The 17,487-nt window shown below is 61.0% G+C and carries 17 protein-coding genes and 1 pseudogene; 16 read left to right on the top strand and 2 right to left on the bottom strand.

Going from position 1 to position 17,487, the window contains the following annotated elements; translation table 11 throughout:
• From OQK_RS20895 to OQK_RS20830, 14 genes and pseudogenes are all read left to right on the top strand, one after another.
• A pseudogene (locus OQK_RS20895) lies at positions 1 to 196 on the top strand (CpsD/CapB family tyrosine-protein kinase); the annotation flags it as partial.
• Positions 197 to 217: 21 nt separating this feature from the next.
• A complete protein-coding gene (locus tag OQK_RS20890) occupies positions 218 to 1,240 on the top strand; it encodes a polysaccharide biosynthesis/export family protein (RefSeq protein WP_016774099.1) in 1,023 nt (340 codons plus the stop codon).
• A 16-nt stretch (positions 1,241 to 1,256) separates the two neighbouring features.
• On the top strand, positions 1,257 to 2,849 hold the full coding sequence (locus tag OQK_RS20885) for a GumC family protein (protein WP_016774098.1): 1,593 nt from the start codon (positions 1,257 to 1,259) through the stop codon (positions 2,847 to 2,849).
• Complete coding sequence (locus OQK_RS20880) at positions 2,846 to 3,937, top strand: glycosyltransferase family 4 protein (protein WP_016774097.1); 1,092 nt, start codon at positions 2,846 to 2,848, stop codon at positions 3,935 to 3,937. Before OQK_RS20885 ends, OQK_RS20880 begins: the two co-directional genes overlap by 4 nt.
• The gene (locus OQK_RS20875) at positions 3,934 to 5,301 is read left to right on the top strand and encodes an O-antigen ligase family protein (protein ID WP_016774096.1); all 1,368 of its coding nucleotides are present in this window, start codon (positions 3,934 to 3,936) and stop codon (positions 5,299 to 5,301) included. Before OQK_RS20880 ends, OQK_RS20875 begins: the two co-directional genes overlap by 4 nt.
• The gene (locus OQK_RS20870) at positions 5,298 to 6,266 is read left to right on the top strand and encodes a glycosyltransferase (protein WP_016774095.1); all 969 of its coding nucleotides are present in this window, start codon (positions 5,298 to 5,300) and stop codon (positions 6,264 to 6,266) included. Before OQK_RS20875 ends, OQK_RS20870 begins: the two co-directional genes overlap by 4 nt.
• Entirely contained in the window at positions 6,259 to 7,395 is a 1,137-nt protein-coding gene (locus OQK_RS20865; protein WP_016774094.1) for a glycosyltransferase, read from the top strand. Before OQK_RS20870 ends, OQK_RS20865 begins: the two co-directional genes overlap by 8 nt.
• A gap of 13 nt (positions 7,396 to 7,408) precedes the next feature.
• On the top strand, positions 7,409 to 8,410 hold the full coding sequence (locus OQK_RS20860; RefSeq protein ID WP_016774093.1) for a polysaccharide deacetylase family protein: 1,002 nt from the start codon (positions 7,409 to 7,411) through the stop codon (positions 8,408 to 8,410).
• Positions 8,407 to 9,714, top strand: coding sequence for an oligosaccharide flippase family protein (locus OQK_RS20855; protein ID WP_016774092.1), 1,308 nt, complete (start codon positions 8,407 to 8,409; stop codon positions 9,712 to 9,714). Before OQK_RS20860 ends, OQK_RS20855 begins: the two co-directional genes overlap by 4 nt.
• A complete protein-coding gene (locus tag OQK_RS20850; protein WP_016774091.1) occupies positions 9,711 to 11,630 on the top strand; it encodes a hypothetical protein in 1,920 nt (639 codons plus the stop codon). The genes OQK_RS20855 and OQK_RS20850 overlap by 4 nt, the downstream gene beginning before the upstream one ends.
• A 61-nt stretch (positions 11,631 to 11,691) precedes the next feature.
• Positions 11,692 to 12,381 carry a hypothetical protein gene (locus OQK_RS20845; protein WP_016774090.1) on the top strand — a complete coding sequence of 230 codons (690 nt, stop codon included), beginning with the start codon at positions 11,692 to 11,694 and terminating at the stop codon, positions 12,379 to 12,381.
• A 4-nt stretch (positions 12,382 to 12,385) separates the two neighbouring features.
• Entirely contained in the window at positions 12,386 to 13,576 is a 1,191-nt protein-coding gene (locus tag OQK_RS20840) for a GNAT family N-acetyltransferase (RefSeq protein ID WP_016774089.1), read from the top strand.
• Entirely contained in the window at positions 13,573 to 14,265 is a 693-nt protein-coding gene (locus OQK_RS20835) for a hypothetical protein (protein WP_016774088.1), read from the top strand. Before OQK_RS20840 ends, OQK_RS20835 begins: the two co-directional genes overlap by 4 nt.
• Before the next feature lie 305 nt (positions 14,266 to 14,570).
• Entirely contained in the window at positions 14,571 to 14,879 is a 309-nt protein-coding gene (locus OQK_RS20830; protein WP_016774087.1) for an addiction module antidote protein, read from the top strand.
• Between the two features lie 115 nt (positions 14,880 to 14,994).
• Here the strand turns inward: OQK_RS20830 and OQK_RS20825 are convergent, their stop codons facing one another.
• Entirely contained in the window at positions 14,995 to 15,792 is a 798-nt protein-coding gene (locus OQK_RS20825) for a class I SAM-dependent methyltransferase (protein WP_016774086.1), read from the bottom strand.
• Positions 15,793 to 16,100: 308 nt separating this feature from the next.
• Between OQK_RS20825 and relB the strand changes: the two genes are divergently transcribed.
• Positions 16,101 to 16,292 (top strand): type II toxin-antitoxin system RelB family antitoxin, encoded by a 192-nt coding sequence (gene relB, locus OQK_RS20820; RefSeq protein WP_038862015.1) that lies wholly within the window; start codon positions 16,101 to 16,103, stop codon positions 16,290 to 16,292.
• On the top strand, positions 16,282 to 16,551 hold the full coding sequence (locus OQK_RS29485) for a type II toxin-antitoxin system RelE/ParE family toxin (RefSeq protein ID WP_081489880.1): 270 nt from the start codon (positions 16,282 to 16,284) through the stop codon (positions 16,549 to 16,551). The genes relB and OQK_RS29485 overlap by 11 nt, the downstream gene beginning before the upstream one ends.
• Before the next feature lie 72 nt (positions 16,552 to 16,623).
• Here the strand turns inward: OQK_RS29485 and OQK_RS20815 are convergent.
• A partial coding sequence (locus tag OQK_RS20815) for a LysR family transcriptional regulator (protein WP_016774083.1) occupies positions 16,624 to 17,487 on the bottom strand: 864 nt, incomplete at its 5' end.

Genomic DNA, 17,487 nt, shown 5'->3' with positions numbered 1-17,487 from the left:
GTATTCCGCCGCCGACACCCTGGTCATCAGCACTCAGGTCGACGGCGTAGTGTTTGTCGTACGCGCCGAAGACACCCGCTGGGAAGTCGCCCAGGCCGCTGTGCAACGCCTGACTCAGGCCGGGGCGAAAGTGGTCGGCAGCGTGTTCAACCGGCGCAAGTACTACATGCCCAAATGGCTTTACAAAAACCTGTAAGCGAACGCAAAGGATGACGCCATGAACGCCAGAATGCTTGTCCTGCTGTTGCTGCCGCTTGCGGGCTGCACCAGCACTTCCGAGACCCGCAACATGCCGGTGAATATTCTCACCGCCACACCGGCCAACGCCCAGGCCACCGACATGCCGCGGGTCGAACAGACCCTGCGCCCGAAAGACGTGCTGGATGTGATCTTTCACATCAGCACCAGCGGTTCGGACGCTTACCGCGTGCAATCAGGTGACCAGATCGGCCTGAATTTCACCGCCGCCAGTCAGCTCAACGGCACGCAACTGGTGCTGCCCGACGGCACTATCGAACTGCCGGGCGCCAACACCTCGGTGAAAATCGCCGGGCTGACCAGCGAAGAAGCCCGTCAGGAAATCCAGCGTGCGTATCAGCGCAAGCAACTGTTCCAACCCAACCGCAATCAGCTCTCGGTACAGATTCTCAGCCCGCTGAGCAACGAGCAGAACCTTAAAAGTGCGCTGAACCATCCGGCCACCGGCATGAGCCGCGAGATCACCGTCGGCACTGATGGCTACGCGAGTTTTCCGGAAATCGGCGCGGTGCCGCTGCAAGGCATGACCGTCAATCAGCTGGAAACCTTCCTCAATCAGAGATACGCGCAACTGCCGGGCCGCATGACTGTGGATGTGCTGCTCAAGTCCACCGCCGGCAACGAGATCTACGTGCTCGGCGAAGTCGCACAACCGGGCTCCTACCCGATCCGCCGGCCGGTGTCAGTGCTCGAGGCGCTGACTCTGGCGCGCGGCACCAACGTCAAGGCGCGGCTGGATTCGGTGGTGATCATGCGGCGCAACGGCAATCAGGTGCAGGCGATGAACTACGACGTCGAGAAAGCACTGTCGGGTGACGCGCCACAAATCGCCTATCTGCAGCCGGATGACATGCTCTACGTGCCAAAAACCAAACTGGCCAGCGCCGGCGAACTCGCCCGCCAACTGGCTGATGTGGTGCTGTTCCAGGGCGTCGGTTTCAGCTTCGGCTACCGCGTCGACAACAAAGGCAGTGACAACTGACTCTCAGGTGACCGACATGAACCCAAAAGAAAATTACCTGCACGAGTTCTTCAGGATTTTCTTCGCCAACAAGCAAACGGTGAAGCGCATCTTCCTGACCTTTGCAGTGATCGCCCTGCTCCTGCCGTTGCTGCTCAAACAGAGCTTCGATATCACCGCGCAGGTCATCGTGCAGTCGAAAAAGCTGTCTCAGGGCGATGCGACCACCTCGCTGACCCAGGACAGCGCCACCTTCATTCCGCCATCGCTGGCGGACATGGAAACCGAAAGCAACATCCTCCGTTCGCCGGCGCTGATCCGTCAGACCATCAGCGAACTGCGCGACATGGGTCAGTACAACCCGCCGCCGGGGATGCTCAGCAAGCTGGCAGGCGAGCCGATCAAGCGTTACGTCAGCACGCCGCTGCGCGAATACGTGATCAATCCGCTGCGTGATGCGCTGGGCATGCAAACCGATCCGGTGCGCGACACGGCACTGGACGGTTTGACCCAGGACGCCATCGACAACCTGAAGATCGAAACCCTGCCGGGTTCCAATGTGATCTCGATCGTCTACAGCTTTCCCGATCCGGCCCAAGGCACAACGTTTGTTGCCGCGTTGCTGCAGAACTATCTGGTCGATCGTCAGGCGTTGCAATCGATCGAGCTGCCGCATTCGTTCTACGAAACCAAGAAGCATCAGTATCAGGTGCGGCTCGATGGTCTTGAAGGCGCGCGGCTGAGCCTGCTGGAAAGCGTCGGTTCTTCCGACCCGAAAGAGGAAATCACCTTTCGCCTCAACGCAATCAACACCGAAGAGCAGGCACTCAACCTGTATCGCGATCGCTTGCTGCAAAGTCAGCGCTGGCTTGATTACCTGAAAACCAGCCTGGCCGCCGCCAACACCAACAAGCTCAACGACTACACCTTCCCGTTCACCTTCACCACAACGGTGGACAACATTGCCTTCGAGGACCGCGAGATCAGGCAGATGGGCGAGGCGCTGACCACTCAGGTCAGCCGCTATATGAATGACCTGGCGGTATTCCAGCCTGGCAGCGAGCCGATGTTGCTGGCCCGCGAGCAAATTGCCCGCACCCGCCAACAGTTCCTCAAAGTGGTCAACAACCGCATCCAGGAACGCACGATCGACCTGTCGGTGGTGAGCCAGGTCATCGAGCAGAAAACCGCGCGCATTGCCGAGTTCAAGAATCGCATCCATCAGCTGCAGCAGACCCAAAGCAAGCTGCGTCAGATGGATACCGAGATCGGCGCCTTGCACGCAGCGTTTTCCACCTATGCGCAACGCTTCGCCGAGAGCAGCACGACACGCGCTTTGGACAACGACTTGTCCAACGCCCGGGTATTGAGTCCACCGTTCGAGCCGACCGAAGCGGCTTTTCCCAAGCCGATGCTGATCATTCCATTCGGGCTGTTCACCGGGCTGCTGCTGGCAATCGCGTTCGTCTATGTGCGTGAGTTCTTCGACCATCGCTTCAAGCATCCGGCGCAAATCAGCCATGAACTGGGCGTGCCAGTGTTGTTGGTGCTCAACGAAGAAACGTCGCAGCCGGGCAATCCGCACAAGAACTGGACCATGCCGAGCCTGGTTCACTGGGTGCGCAATTGAACGCGGTGTCCACCCCAATCGTCGCCCTGCCGATCATTCATTTGCTCAGCAGCGGCGGCTTCTACGGGGCCGAGCGGATGTTGCTGGATCATTGCCTGGCCACGCCGGGGCAGCACCAAGTGCTGTTCCTCGACGCACCGCCTGAGCTGATCTCGCGCTTTCGTGAAGCCGGGGTGGACGCTCGCGCTTGTGCCGGGCTCGGCGAATTGCTGCGGCACTTGCGTCAGCGCCGTGGCGACCAACCGTTGCTCAACACCCACAACTTCAAAGGCCTGTTGTTCGGCTGGGTCGGCGCCACGCTGTTGCGCCTGCCGCTGGTGATCACCCAGCACGGCTTCACGCCGCGCAGTCGCAAGCAGAAGTTCTACACCTGGCTGAGCCTGCAACTGTGCCGCACGGCCTCGGTGAAACGGGTGGTTTGCGTGGCGCACAGCATCGCCACGCTGCATCTGAAGGCCAGCGTGAGCGCGGAGAAGTTGCAGGTGATTCCCAACGGTTTGCCAGCGGCGCCAGCGATGCCGCCGCTGGCAGAGCGGCAACGCTGGCTGGCCGGTTACGTCGGCCGGTTGAGCAGCGAAAAAGGCCCGGACCTGTTTCTCGATGCGCTGATTGCGTTGTGTCACCAGCATCCGCAACTGGACGCGGTGATGCTCGGTGACGGCCCGGAACGCGAGGCCTTGCAGGCGCGTATCGACGCTGCCGGGTTGCAGCAACGGATTCGCTTGCCGGGCTACCAGACGGCGATGCAAGGCTGGTGGCAACAACTCGATGCGCTGGTGATCAGCTCGCGCACCGAGGGCACGCCGATGATTCTGCTCGAAGCGATGCAGGCCGGCGTGCCGGTGGTGGCGTTCGCGGTCGGCGGCATTCCTGATGTCCTGCAGGACCGTCACAACGGCCTGCTCGCGGCGCCGACGGATACCGCCGCCCTCGCCCGCCAGCTCGACACCTTGCTGGCCGAACCGAAGCTGGCCGCGCAGTTGCGCGACAACGCCAGACGCACCCAACAGGAGCGCTACGACCTCAAGGCTTTGGCCGAACGCTGGTCGCAGCTGTACATCCAAACGGCACGGGAGACACGCACATGATTTTCCCGCTCTCGATCGTCAGTCTGTTCGCCCTGGTCAGCCTCGGTTTGCTGGCCAGTCCCTGGCCGTATCTGGCACCGGGGGCGGTTATTGGTCTGGTCGGTTTCACCGTTCTGTACCGCAAGCCGACCTGGGGCCTGCTCGGCATTGCCGCGCTGGTGCCGTTCGAAGGTTTCTTCAAGGACAGCTCGGTATCGGGCAGCAAATTGATCGGTGCCTCGCTGGCAGTAATCGTGATGCTGCAACTGGCGATGCACAAGATCCCCTCGCAGCGCCTGCGCAGCAATCTGTGGCGCTACCTGATCGGTTTCATGGCCCTTTACCTGCTGAGCCTGTTCGCCAGCGACAATCTGGGCATGTCGCAAACTCATCTGCGGGAACTGAGCGTGGGTCTGGTCCTGTTCGTGATCACCCTGTTGATCGGCCGTGAGTTGAATCTGGATCTGTTCGCCCGACTGGTCACGCTCAGTGTCAGCGCGACCTGCGCGATGGCGATGTTTTCCAGCCGATTCCAGGACAAGGGCCGCGCCGCCGGCCTGCTCGAAGACCCCAACGCTTTTGCCCTGCTGATCGCTTTCGCCGTGCCGCTGGGCCTGCTGCTGGTGATTCGCAGCCCGAACCTGCTGCACCGTTTGTTCTGGGCTGGCTGCTGCCTGTTGCTGCTCGGCGGCATGACCAAAACCGAGTCGCGCTCAGGGCTGGTCGTACTGGCGTTGAGTCTGGCAATCGGGGTCTGGCACTACCGCCAGCAGTTGACCCGCATTCGTCCACGGCATTTCGGCTTCGCCATGCTCGGTGCTGCGATCATCCTGCCCTTGGCGATCTATGCGATGCCGGCCGGTTATCTGGCACGTATTCAATCGCTGAGCATCCTCAGCGCCGGGGCCAAGGCCCAGGACGAATCCCTCGGCCGTCGCGCCTCCTACATTGTCGTTGGCAGCCAGATCATTCGCGAGCATCCGCTGCTCGGCTCCGGCCCTGGCACCTTCCCGCTGCACTACGCGACCACCGGTTATGCCAAGGCGTTCTCGGCCAACCGCAAGATCGGCGACCTGTATCGCCGGGCGCATAACACTTATCTGGAGATCTTCAGCGAACTGGGGATCCCCGCCGGCCTGCTGTTTGTCGGCATGCTGGTGCAGGGTTTCTACAACCTGATCCGTGCACGACGCACGTGGCTGCAACGGCGCGAGTGGCAGCACGCAGGCATGGTTACCCATCTGGGCATGAGCTTTCTGTCATTGACGCTGTTCCTGATGTTCCTCAGTGCGCCGAACCTGAAATACCTGTGGATCATGCTGGCGCTGACCTGGGTGCTGCGCCTGAAAGCCGAGCAGGCAGCGCTGACGGAGGCCAAAGCATGAGCCGGATCAGCATTGTCATTCCGATGTACAACGAAGCCCGGCACATTGGCCGAACGCTGCTGGCCGCCAGCAAGGCCGCGCACGCAGCCGACATCGACTGTGAACTGATCGTCGTCGACAACGGCTCCACCGACGAAGGTCCGCAGATCGCCCGCGCATTTGGCGCGCAGGTTCTGCTGCTGCCCGGCCTGCTGATCGGTGCCTTGCGCAATCGAGGCGCAACGGTTGCCCGTGGTGAATGGCTGGCGTTCATTGATGCCGATATCGAGATGCCGGAAGACTGGCTGAAGCAGATGTTGGCTCTGGCTGCGGGCGACCAGGGTGACGTCTTCGGCCTCGACCTGCACACCCCTGCTGCCGCGCCATGGTTCGCCGCCGCGTGGCAGCGCCGCTCGTTGCGCCCGTCGGGCCGCGCCACGCGCACTGTGCAATGGCTGCCCAGTGCCAACCTGCTGATGCGCAAGCAGTGGTTCGACAAGGTCGGCGGATTCAACGAAACCCTGCGCACCGGCGAGGACAAGGAATACACCCTGCGCCTGCACAGACACGGTGCTCGCCTGCTGTCGGTCAATACCAGCGTCGCTCTGCATTGGGGCTACGAAATGACCTGGCGCGAGTGGGTCGGCAAGGAACTGTGGCGTCAGGGCAGTCATCTGCAATTGCTCCGTGCCCACGGCATGAGCTTGCGTCTGCTGCGGTTTCCGCTGCTCTCGTTACTGGTGTGGCTGCTTGATGCTCTGGCGATTCTTGCGTTGCTGGGCGGCTACGCGCAGCAGGCGTTACTGCTGCTGATGGCAGGCCTGCTGCCCAGTCTGCTGCTCAGCCTGCGGCAAAGCATTCGCCAGCATAACCTCAGCCTGACCTTGCAGCTCTGGGGCCTGCACTGGGTGCGCCTGCACTTGGCAAGCGCAGCATTGATTCTCGGTCTGTGTCATTGGAATGCAAGGAGGCCTGCCCGTGGCTGAACTCATTTTTTGCCTGTGCCTGTTGTTGCCAGCGTACGCCTACATCGGCTATCCGTTGCTGCTCACCTTGCTCGCGCCACTGTTCCCGGCCTGGCGACATGCCCCCGCACCGCCGCTGAACGTCAGCATCGTGATTGCCGCGCACAACGAGGCACGCCATATCGAGCACAAGCTGCGCACGCTGCTGGCTCAGGACTATCAGCCGGCCGCGTTGCAGATCATTCTGGCCAGCGACGGTTCGACCGATGACACCGTGGCTTGCGCGCACAAAGTGATTGATCCGCGCATCACCGTGCTCGACCTGCCGCGCCAGGGCAAAGCCGCCACGCTGAATGCCGGCGCCGCCCTGAGCAGCGGCGACATTCTGGTGTTCACCGATGCCGACAACCAATGGTCGCGCGATACCCTTGGCCACTTGCTCGCGCCGTTGAGCGATCCGCAGGTCGGCGCCTGCGCGGGGCACATGGTGATCCCGGTTACCGGTGGTGGCCTGAGCATCGGCGACAGTCTGTATCGGCATTACGAAGGCTGGTTGCGCCGGGTCGAGAATCGCACCGGCTGCATGGTCTCCGCCGACGGCGCCCTGCTCGCCTTGCGCCGCGAGCTATTCCAGACCGTGCCGGCCGAGGTCAACGATGATTTCTTCATCAGTACCTGCGCACCGGTGGCGCATAAACGCATCGTCTACGTGCCCGAGGCGCAGGTGATCGATCAGGGCGTCGACGAAGCGGACAAGCAATGGCGTCGTCGCCAGCGGGTCACCGTCGGTGGCCTGCAGAGCCTGGCGCAACGCCGTGAACTGCTCAATCCCTTTAGGCACGGCCTGTATTCGATCGCGTTGATCAGCCACAAACTGATTCGTCGACTGGCGCCGGTGCTGTTGCTGCCGCTGCTGCTGAGCAATTTCTGGCTGTGGAACCAGCACGGTTTCTATCGCCTGAGCCTGCTCGCGCAATTGCTCGGTTACTCGATTGCCATCGCCGGCCTGCTGGATTCGCAACACCGTTTACCGAAACCGTTCCGCCTCGCGGCCTTCCTGCTGGTGACGCTGGCAGGCATGAGCGTCGGCCTGTGGCAGTTCCTGCGCGGGCAACGGTACGCACAGTGGAATCCTGACCAGAATCGTTGAGAGGGCGCATGCCATGGCTATCAAACAACTGATAAAACGCACCAGCGGCTGGCTCTATCTCAACTCGTCCGTGGGGCGCAGCCAGTTGCACGGGGCCGGGGTCATCCTGATGCTCCACCGAGTGCTGGCCAACGACCGTGCGGCCAACCTGCCGCACCGCAATGAACTGTGTGTCGGCCCGCAGGCGTTCGAACACTTGCTGATATGGCTGCGCAAGCATTTCGATTGCGTGCCGCTGATGGAGTTGTTGCAGCCCAACGCCCTGCGCACCGAGCGCCCGCGCGTGGCGCTGACCTTCGATGACGGCTGGCGTGACAACGCGGTCAATGCCTATCCGCTGTTGCAGAAATATCAGGTGCCGGCGAGCATTTTTCTATCCACCGATTTCATTGGCAGTCGACAACGGTTCTGGTGGGAAAGCGTCGGTGAAACGCTGTGGGGCAGCCATGGCGAAAAGGCCCGTATGCACCTGATCGAGCACCTGCGCATCACCGGTCATCCGCTGCCGGTACTGCTCGACGATATCGATGTCGACCGGCGCAGCCTGGCGCTGCTGCATTACCTGCAGGGGCTGAAGAGCCTCGATGCGCAGGAACTCGAACGTCTGACCAATCAGTGTCCGCCGGATTCTCTGCCGCAAGCGCTGGACTGGCATCAGGTGCGCGCCATGGAAGCGTCCGGTCTGGTGCGCTTCGGCCCCCACGGCGCCAGTCATGCGATCCTCACTGGCCTGGATGACATGCGTTTGCACGAAGAAATCAGCCGCAGCCGCGACGCCCTGCACAACGGCTGCAATCGGCCACTGCCGGTGTATTGCTACCCCAACGGCGACAACGATGAGCGCGTGCGCGAGCAGGTCGCCAATCACGATTATCCGTTTGCGCTTGGCACGTCCACCGGACTCTATCGCGGCGCCGGCGACCCGCTGAACCTGCCGCGCTTCGGCGTCAGCCAACGTACCGCGCGCAATCCGGAGCTGCTGTCGCTACGGATCTTTCGCGGGGCACGGCCATGAGTCGCGGCAGCTACATCAAGCACCTCGCCCTGAGCATGGGCACCAAACTGGCGATGATCGCCCTGCGCCTGCTGCGCAATGTGTTGCTGGCGCGGATTCTCGGGCCGAGCGAACGCGGTCTGTTCGCCCTGCTCAGCACCCTGCCGGATCTGATCAGTGCGGCCACCAGCGGCGGCTTGAATTCGGCAGTCGGTTATGAAGCGGCTAACCAGCGGCCGATGGGGCTGTTGCTCGCCCAGGTGCTGGTGTTCGGTTGTCTGCTCGCCGGGCTGCTGACGTTGTTGGTGGTGGCGCTGGCGCGAGAATTTGGCAGCGAACTCGATGTCACGATGCAGCTCGGTCTGCTGGCGTGGCTGTTGCTGCTGGCGGTACCGCTGACCGTGCTCAAAAGCGGCCTGCTGACCTTGCACAACGCGTCGGGTGGCGTGGTCGCCTTCAATGTTCTGCGCCTGATCGAATCGCTGGCACCGCTGCTGCTTTTTGTTGCGCTGTTCTGGATGTGGAAAGAGGCGGCACTCGAAGCGGCGCTCATCAGTTGGCTGGCCGGTATCAGCCTGGTGGTGCTGGTGGGCTGGATGTGGCTCAAACGCGCTCAGCCGCTGCAACTGCAATGGGATCGTGCAAGCCAGAAAGAGCTGCTGAAATTCAGTGCACGCAGCCATCCGGACCTGCTGTTCCAACAGGTGATCCTGCGCTCCGATTACTTGTTCATCGGCGCCCTGCTCGGTAGCAGCGCGCTCGGCCATTACGCCATGGCCAGCGCCGCTGCTGAACTGTTGCTGATCGTTCCGGAAGCGGTCACCACACCGCTGATGAAGCGTCTGCTGCAACAGGACAAGGGCATGGACAAGGTCACGCCGCTGGCGCTGCGCCTGACCGCGACGGTAATGCTTTGCGCCTGCATCACCATGGCGCTGATCGGCGAATGGCTGATCATCACCCTGTTCGGCGTCGCCTACCAACCCGCGTATCCGGCACTGCTGGCTTTGCTGCCGGGGCTGTTGGGCCTGTGCTACGCAAGCATTCTGCGCCTGGACCTGATCGGCAAGAACCGCCCTGCCACGGTCTCGCTGATGATGGGGGTTGGGGCGTTGCTCAACCTGGGCCTGAACCTGCTGCTGATCCCCAGCTACGGCATCGTCGGCGCAGCGGCGGCGTCCTCGATTGCCTATTTGGCAGTGACCCTGGCGATGCTGGTGCTTTATTGCAGGCTGAGCGGCGTGCCGTTCTGGCACACGCTGTTCATTCTGCCCGGTGACCTCAGCCCGATGTGGCTGATGCTGCACCGCAGGAAAGCCGCATGAAGCGCCTGGCCCTGCTGCTCGGACTCGGCATGACGCTGAACGCCTTCGCTGCGCCGATGCAGTGGGGCGACATTCGCGACGGCAGCCTGTATCTGCAAGCCGACCGCCCGGATACAGTCACCGTGCGCTGGGTTCCGGCGTGGCAGGCCGAGGCCAATGAAGAGCATATCTATCTGCTTGACGGCTATGGCCGCTTGCAAGGTGATCGCTTCATCAAGGCCAGTGAGGTTCGCGGTTCGCAAAGCTGGCCGCTGGTGCCGGGAGCTGCCGGTTATCGCCTGGAGATTCCCGGCTACAGCTTCCGTAGTTACCGCGTCGAGCATGACGCAACCACCGTGGCGCTGTTCAGTCCGGCCAAAGTGCATTTCAGCGTCGAAACCCGCAATGGTACTGAGCTGTTTTTCCAGGTCGCCCCTGGCGAACACGCGGTGCTGAACGGCAAATACCATGGCGGCGTCAACGCGCTGCAAGCACAGCGTGTAGACGATGGACAACAGCTGTCGCTGGCCCTCAAGCCCCACCGCGCCTATTGGCAATTCGATCAAGTGGCCTTGCCGGTCAGTGACCGGCCTCAGACCTGGCGCTTGCGCCTGCAGGGCAGCGGCAAAGCGGCGTTCTGGCTCGATGGCACGGCCAACCTGTTTGCGCAGAATCCGCAGCAGCTGCAGCCAGTGCATGAAGAATCGGGTGAGGTCCGCCTGACCCTGCACGCCAAGGTACTCGGGCGCACTCCGGACTTGGGCATCGCGCTGCCCAATCTGATGCCGCCCGCAAGTAGTCATGCCGTACTGGATGCGTTGAAACCGAGCGCGGCGAGCTACTACAGCTACGTTGACATAACGTCGAAAAGTGCCCGCTTCGAAGACCCGGTTCGCCAGCTTTATCAGACGCGCTTCGGCATCCGCCAGGACATCACCCTGCTCGCCGGCACCGGGCGTCAGGCCAATCTGCGCGCCGATGTACAAAGCAGCAACGGCCTTGAGACATGGCTCGCCGGTACTCGTGCCTTGGGTGGTCAAGGCACGCATTACATCGGCTTCGCCGACGAGCCGAACCTCAACTATTCGAGCTACGACGAATACCGCTCGATTTTCGTCAGCATGGCCCGACAGGTGCGCAGCAATCCGGCCAATGCCAGTGCCGGTGTGCGCATCGCCATGCCGGCCACTTCGCGTCTGGTCAACGGCCCGTTCGCCAATAACGCCGCAGACAAACGCGGGATCGATTGGGCACGGCGTCTGCTCAGTGAAGCGCCCGATCAGATTGACGCGTTGGCCTGGCACGAATGGATGATCCGCGACCTGCTCGCCACTCGCGTCTACCGCGACAGCGTGCGCCGCGCCGCGCAACTGGTCGGCCTCGACGCAAAGGGTCAGCCGCGCAAAGCCTTGCTGCTCGATCAGACCAATCTGTCCAGTGGCTCGAGCCTGAGCCCGTACGACCAGGAAACTCATTACGCCGCCCTGTGGTGGGCATCGGTGGTCATCAATGCTTCTCAGGACGGCTTGCTGAGCATGCTCAACTGGTTTCAGGCGGCCGACGAACCGCCCTACGCCAAGGGCATGGTGCGCGTGTTGGCCGGCGATCGCTTCGAGCTGAAACCGGTCGGCCTGGCCCAGCAATTCATCGTCCGGCATTGGCTGCCGCACGTGCTGCAACTGGATAACGACGCCTTCGAAGTGGACGTACTGGCGATGGCCGGCGACGAGCAGCGCACGTTGCTCGGGGTGAACAAAGGCACGCGCCTGCAACGCGTTGCTCTGAGCGGTGCCAAGTGCCCGCTCAACCAAGGCGCCCTGCATTTCTTCGGCGCTGACAATCGCGCCCGCGACGCACCATTTGCCTGCGAACACGGGCGCGTGCGTTTCGAATTACCCGGGCAAACCCTGTTTGCCCTGAACTGGAACGCTTCATGAACCGCCCTTCTGCCCTGCGAGCGTGATGCTACGCGCGGCACTTTCATCAGGAGAAGAGACCATGGATATCTTTAAAAAACTCAGCGGACATATCCGTCGCAAAGGTCTGCGAGCGACCTTGGCGAAGATCCGCAGAATGTACATTTTTTCCCATCGGCAACTGCTGTGGATGGAACGGGATCTGGTCAGCCCCGTGCCGCCGCACAACCTCAAACCATACCCGCCACTGCGATTAATGCGGATCACCGCAGACAACGCCAGCGCCTTCACCCGTTACTTCGGCGACCGTGTCGGCGTCATGGCCGAACTCGCCAATGAAGGTCACACCGGGCATATGCATGTCGACGAGCATGGCGATGCCGTGGCGTTTATCTGGGGCTCGCCGCGTGATTATTTTGATCGGCATTACTACGGTTGCCGGTTCCCGGTGAAACCTGGCGAGTTTTTCGAGTTCGGTGGCGAACTGACTCGCGCCTACTGGGGCACCGAATTGTCGGTAGATCTGCAACTACGCTTATGGAAAGCCATGGCCGTGAAAGGCTGCCGCAAAGTGGTCGATGTCTGTGAATCGACAAACATCCCGGCGCTCAAGCTGCACCTGCGCATGGGCTATACCGAACAACAGCGGATCATGAATATCTACACGCTGTTCGGTCGCTGGCGCTTTTATCGCGAAACCCGCTACAGCGGCTCGCGCCTGGAGGCACTGCGGAAAAATTCTCGTCCACCTGTCCCAGCAACGGCGGCCTGAACCTATGGTGATGCGATTTGAATGGCGCACCTCGCTGTGCGCTGCCGACTTCCCGGCAACCGCGTATGAAACGCTGCGCCTTCACGTAGCCGATCACACGCCGTTCAACCACCTCGGCTGGTTGTGCGCAGCAGAGCAGGCGTTGGAAAAGAATCAGTGCCTGCACGTTCTGCTCGGCTGGGAAGCAGAGGCTTTGCGCCTGTGCCTGCCCCTGGTGTCCAGCCGCGAACGCTTCGCGGGCGTGCCATTTCGCGTCTTGCGCCACTTGGGTTATCCGCTGGCCGATCGGTTGGCCCTGCTGTCGTTGCTCGGCGCAGAGGATATGCGCGATGCGCTGATGCTGATCCGTCAGCGCCTGCCCCATGCGCTGCTGCAACTCAACGAACTGTCGGAACCTGCCGGGGAAGAAAGTGCCCTCACCGATTGGATGGCGCGTAGCTCCACCGCTGAACGGCGCCTGAGTTGCCGGGTGCCGGTGCATCTGATCAGCGACGCCGACCAGCAGGAAGTTTCCGGCGACCCGCGCTACAAACTGCGTCGTGCGCGCAAACGGATTGCCGCGTGCGGCGCCCAAGTGCGGCGCATCACCCCCGATGCGCTGTCGATGCCTACGGTTTTACAGGCGTTGAAAGAAGTCGAGTCGGTCAGTTGGAAAGGTGACGAGGGCGTCGGCATTTTCGCAACTGACCACAGCCGTCAATGGATACAGAACGCCTTCACCGCCCTCGCCGCTCAAGGGCTGGTGCGAGTGGTGACACTGGAGCTGGACGGCCGCTGCATCAGTTATCGGCTGGGCCTGCTCGAGCAGGGCCGCCTCTACGACTACAACCTGGCGTTCCTGCCGCAACATGCCGATCTGGGCAGTGGTCGAGTGCTGCTGGAGGAATGGATTCGCTGGGGCCTGGACGAGCAATGGCACTGGATCGATGCCTCGCGGGTCAGCCTGGAAAACTCCAGTCATCAACTGCACGAGCGCATGACCGGACAACTGGAACACTGGCGCTGGAGCTTCTACTCATGGCGCCCCAGTGGCTTGCTGCTGGGCCTGGGCCTGCGTCTTTGGTACTGCGTCAAACCGGCCCTGCAAAAATGGCGCGCACAGCGTGCCGGCAAACCGAAAGCGGCAAATACCTGCGCAACTCAACCGGCAACATCATCCACCACACCAGGGCTAGCGCCTCGGAGAGCATCATGAACGTCATCGACAAACTGCTTCTGCGCATCAAACAAAAAGGCCTGCGCCGCACCCTTGGCGCTTTCGGCAAACGTTATGTCTTCGCTCACCGTGAATTGCTGTGGATGGAGCGCGATCTGGTCACGCCGATCGCGCCGAACAAACTGCGCCCCTGTGAAGGTTTACATAGAGTCGACATCACCGAGGACAACGCCAAGGCTTTCGGCAAGTACTTTGGTGACCGTGTGCAGACCATGGCCGAATTGGCCGCTGAAGGGCACACGGGGCACATGTACCTGGACCAGGAAGGCCACACCGTCGGGTTCGTCTGGGCCAGTACCCGCGACTATTACGATCGTCACTTCTACCGCTACACGTTCACGATCGAGCCCGGTGAGTACTTCCAGTTCGGTGCCGAAATTGCCCGGCCCTATTTCGGCAGCACCTTGACCCTCGACGCACAGACCGCACTTTGGCAAGTCATGGACGCCGGGGGGTATAAAAAGGTGGTGGATATCTGTGACAACGCCAATATCCAGGCCCTGAAGATGCATGTGCGCCTGGGCTACAAGGAACAAGGGCGGATCACGCATGTTTACGACCTGTTCGGCCACTGGCGCTTCTTCCGCGAAACGCGCTACAGCGAGTCGAGGCTGGAGGCGCTGCGCAAGCCGGAAAGACCAGTAGTAAGTACGCCCGCGCAGGCTTGATTCAGGCTGAATATTTGCGGCGGTTTTGATACCGCCATCGCGAGCAGGCTCGCTCCCACACTGAAATGCGTTTCCCTGTGGGAGCGAGCCTGCTTGCGATGAGGCCAGTAGCTGCACCCGCAGCTCTCACAAGCGATTGGCTGGTTGCCTACAAACTGTGACGACACTTCCAACATTCGGGAAAGACTTGGCCGACTGTTTATCTGTATCCACTTGGATAGAGTCAAGCACGACATCGGGCGCGACAAATCCTCACAAAGCGCAGACATCCGACGCGCACAAAAAATGGCAAAGGAGGTTTAACCATGAGCCAGACTTTGACGAATTTCGACATGGTCGCGCTGCTCGACAGTGATGAAGCCATCAGTGAGTACCTGTCACAGGTTCTTGCAGACGCAGACAGCGAAGAATTCCTTCGCGCAATCGGTTACGTTTTGAGAGCGCGAGGAATGACGCAGATCGCCAAGAATTCAGGCATGGGTCGCGAAAGTTTGTACAAAGCTTTTGCTCCCGGAGCGAAGCCGCGCTTTGACACAGTGTTGAAGGTTATTCATGCGCTGGGCATTGATCTTTATGCGCAGCCGGGGCACGTAGTCAATCACGCCGTTCCCTGAATTTTCTGGCGGTCACAAGGCCGCCATCGCGAGCAGGCTCGCTCCCACACTGGAATGCGTTTCCCTGTGGGAGCGAGCCTGCTCGCGAAGAGGCCAGCCGTCGCAAAAAAGTTTCTCAGGCCTTGCTCACCACCAGGCTAAAGCACATCGGCAGCTGCGCCTGCTGGTTCAGGTAGCAGTCATACACCTCTTCCCGGTTCGAATGCGCATATTCCTGAAAATCCACAATGCTCAGCCCCGCTCCAATGGCGCCGCTGAAGATCGCGCCCAGCGTATGCACGAACCAGTACGACTTCGCCGCCGGCTGCTCGACCTTGCCGACATACACAATCGGTTCTTCCTGCACAAACGGCTCGACACGGAAATACGAGCTGGCGAGGCGGTAGGGATCTTCAGCCTGCGGATCAACCATTTCCAGAAACGGATGGGTTTCGTAGATCACCAGCTTGCCGCCCGGCTTCAGCACCTGCGCGACATGACGGAAGAATTCGCCGATGTCAGGCATCCAGTTGAGTACACCAATGGTAATCAGGGCTACGTCGAAGCGGTTACGCAGCGATGCGGGCAGATGGTGGATGTCGCTCTCGACGAATTCGGCAGTATGCGGCGAGCGGCTGTTGAGCTCGCGGGCCTGCTCAAGAAACGCTGCCGATTGATCGACGCCGACGACACTGCGGGCACCCAGCGCAAACAGTGACAGGCTCTCCCGACCGTTATTGCAGCCCAGTTGAATCACGTCTTTGCCGTCGACGTCCAGCAAGCCGCGCGAGGTGTCATCAAGGCAGCAAAACTCCGCCTGCGCGACATCGTTGAGCAATGCCTGCCAGTCCGGCGAATCCTGATGATGACGGGCGGAATCGTTCCACGCCTGTCGATTGCTTTCGATGGCGGTTTTGGGGTTGGGCACTTCCATGGCGCTACTCCGGGTGAGGCTCGTGATTGAGCGGCGTGAGTCTAGAACAGACACGGGGTGGCGGTTGTTCCAATGTTGTAATCACACTGCGCAGTCCTCTTCAGCGAGTCCTACAGAAAAAGGAAGGAACTCGGGATACCCCAACCGTTTTCCTACATCTTCCGTCGGTTGGCCGTCGGAAGCGCTCAGTCTAGGATTTGTCGAACTACAAGTACTCATGGAGCTCGACCCAGATGCAGTTCATCCAGACAACGACGACAGCAATCCCTGTACCGAATAGACTGCCAGGCATTGATCCCGGAGGCACAATGGACGGCAAAATCTTTCCCGACGATTCAGGGTTTGAAAACGACGAGCAGGCTGCCAGTCATGATCGCTGGTTGCGAGCCAAGGTGCAGGCGTCCAGAGATGATCCCCATCCGAGTCTCCCCCATGAGGACGTGATGGCGGACATGCATGCCTTGATCGAATCCATGCGAAAAAAGGCCGATGCAGATTGAGTGGCGGCCCGAAGCCAAGGCCGATCTTTCGAACATCCTCAGATACATTGGCGAGAGAAACTTTGCAGCCGCAGTGAGTCTCTCGAAATCCATCGAAGAATCCACAACCTCACTCTCCGTTCATCCCCATCTCTACCGCAAAGGTCGATCTCCCGGCACCCGGGAAATCGTTGTACATCCTAACTACGTAGTGATTTATGAGGTGACGGATCGAGTCGAGATACTTAGCGTTTTGCATACCCGACAGGAATATCCATAAAGACATCGCGGGAAAAAACGGTGTGACGTTCGCCCGATCGATAACACGCCGTTTGCCCAGTAGGCACCACTATCAAAGATTCACATGACTCTGGTTAAGCCGCTCACGCAAAAACTCCACCAGCGCCTGCACCGGCCGCGAAGCCTGGCGATGCTGCGGATAAACCGCCGACAGGGTCAGTGGCTCCGGGCGTAAATCATCCAGCACTGGCACCAGCCGCCCGTCCTTCAACGCCGCGCCGACGATGAAGGTTGGCAGATAAGTAATTCCCATCCCCTGCACCGCGGCGTCCCGCAGCAGTTCGCCGTTGTTGACGCGCATGCGCCCGGTGACGTTGATCAGCAGCGGTTTGCCCGGTGCTTCGTTGAAGCGCCATTGCACCGAGCGACCGTGGCCGTAAGGCAGGCAATCGTGGCTGTGCAGGTCTTCGGGTTTGAGTGGTGTGCCGCGTTCGGCGAGGTAGGCCGGGCTGGCGCAGTAGACCCGTTCGATACTGGCGATGCGCCGGGCGATCAGTGTCGAGTCTTCCAGCACGCCGATGCGCAGGGCCAGGTCGTAACCTTCGCCGAGCAGGTCGACCGGGCGATCGCTTAAATCGACCTCGACGGTGACTTCGCGATAACGCTGCAGGAACAACGGCAGCAGACACCCCAGATGCGCCACCGCGAACGACAGCGGCGCGCTGAGGCGAATCGTGCCGCGCGGCTCGGCGGTTTCGCCGGCGATGCCCTGCTCGACCTGCTCGACTTCTCCGAGCAAACGCAACGCCGATTCGTAATAGCTCTGCCCCAGGGGGGTGACGTCGAGGCGGCGGGTCGAGCGGTTCAACAAGCGCACACCGAGGCGCTCTTCCAGTTGCATCAAACGGCGGCTGACGAACTGCTTGGACAGGCCCAACTGATCGGCCGCAGCGGTGAAGCTGCCGGAGTCCATGAC

The sequence above is a fragment of the Pseudomonas sp. R62 genome (assembly GCF_000257605.1).
GTDB classification, from domain to species: Bacteria; Pseudomonadota; Gammaproteobacteria; order Pseudomonadales; family Pseudomonadaceae; genus Aquipseudomonas; species Aquipseudomonas atacamensis.
The sequence above is the reverse complement of the archived record's forward strand: the minus strand, read 5'-3'. Positions and strand labels throughout refer to the sequence as shown.

Coding starts and splice junctions, on each gene's coding strand:
- OQK_RS20845 (WP_016774090.1), top strand. CDS start 11,692: ATGGATATCTTTAAAAAACTCAGCGGACATATCCGTCGCAAAGGTCTG.
- OQK_RS20870 (WP_016774095.1), top strand. CDS start 5,298: ATGAGCCGGATCAGCATTGTCATTCCGATGTACAACGAAGCCCGGCAC.
- OQK_RS20830 (WP_016774087.1), top strand. CDS start 14,571: ATGAGCCAGACTTTGACGAATTTCGACATGGTCGCGCTGCTCGACAGT.
- OQK_RS20855 (WP_016774092.1), top strand. CDS start 8,407: ATGAGTCGCGGCAGCTACATCAAGCACCTCGCCCTGAGCATGGGCACC.
- relB (WP_038862015.1), top strand. CDS start 16,101: ATGGACGGCAAAATCTTTCCCGACGATTCAGGGTTTGAAAACGACGAG.
- OQK_RS20860 (WP_016774093.1), top strand. CDS start 7,409: ATGGCTATCAAACAACTGATAAAACGCACCAGCGGCTGGCTCTATCTC.
- OQK_RS20850 (WP_016774091.1), top strand. CDS start 9,711: ATGAAGCGCCTGGCCCTGCTGCTCGGACTCGGCATGACGCTGAACGCC.
- OQK_RS20875 (WP_016774096.1), top strand. CDS start 3,934: ATGATTTTCCCGCTCTCGATCGTCAGTCTGTTCGCCCTGGTCAGCCTC.
- OQK_RS20825 (WP_016774086.1), bottom strand. CDS start 15,792: ATGGAAGTGCCCAACCCCAAAACCGCCATCGAAAGCAATCGACAGGCG.
- OQK_RS20885 (WP_016774098.1), top strand. CDS start 1,257: ATGAACCCAAAAGAAAATTACCTGCACGAGTTCTTCAGGATTTTCTTC.
- OQK_RS20840 (WP_016774089.1), top strand. CDS start 12,386: ATGGTGATGCGATTTGAATGGCGCACCTCGCTGTGCGCTGCCGACTTC.
- OQK_RS20890 (WP_016774099.1), top strand. CDS start 218: ATGAACGCCAGAATGCTTGTCCTGCTGTTGCTGCCGCTTGCGGGCTGC.
- OQK_RS20835 (WP_016774088.1), top strand. CDS start 13,573: ATGAACGTCATCGACAAACTGCTTCTGCGCATCAAACAAAAAGGCCTG.
- OQK_RS29485 (WP_081489880.1), top strand. CDS start 16,282: ATGCAGATTGAGTGGCGGCCCGAAGCCAAGGCCGATCTTTCGAACATC.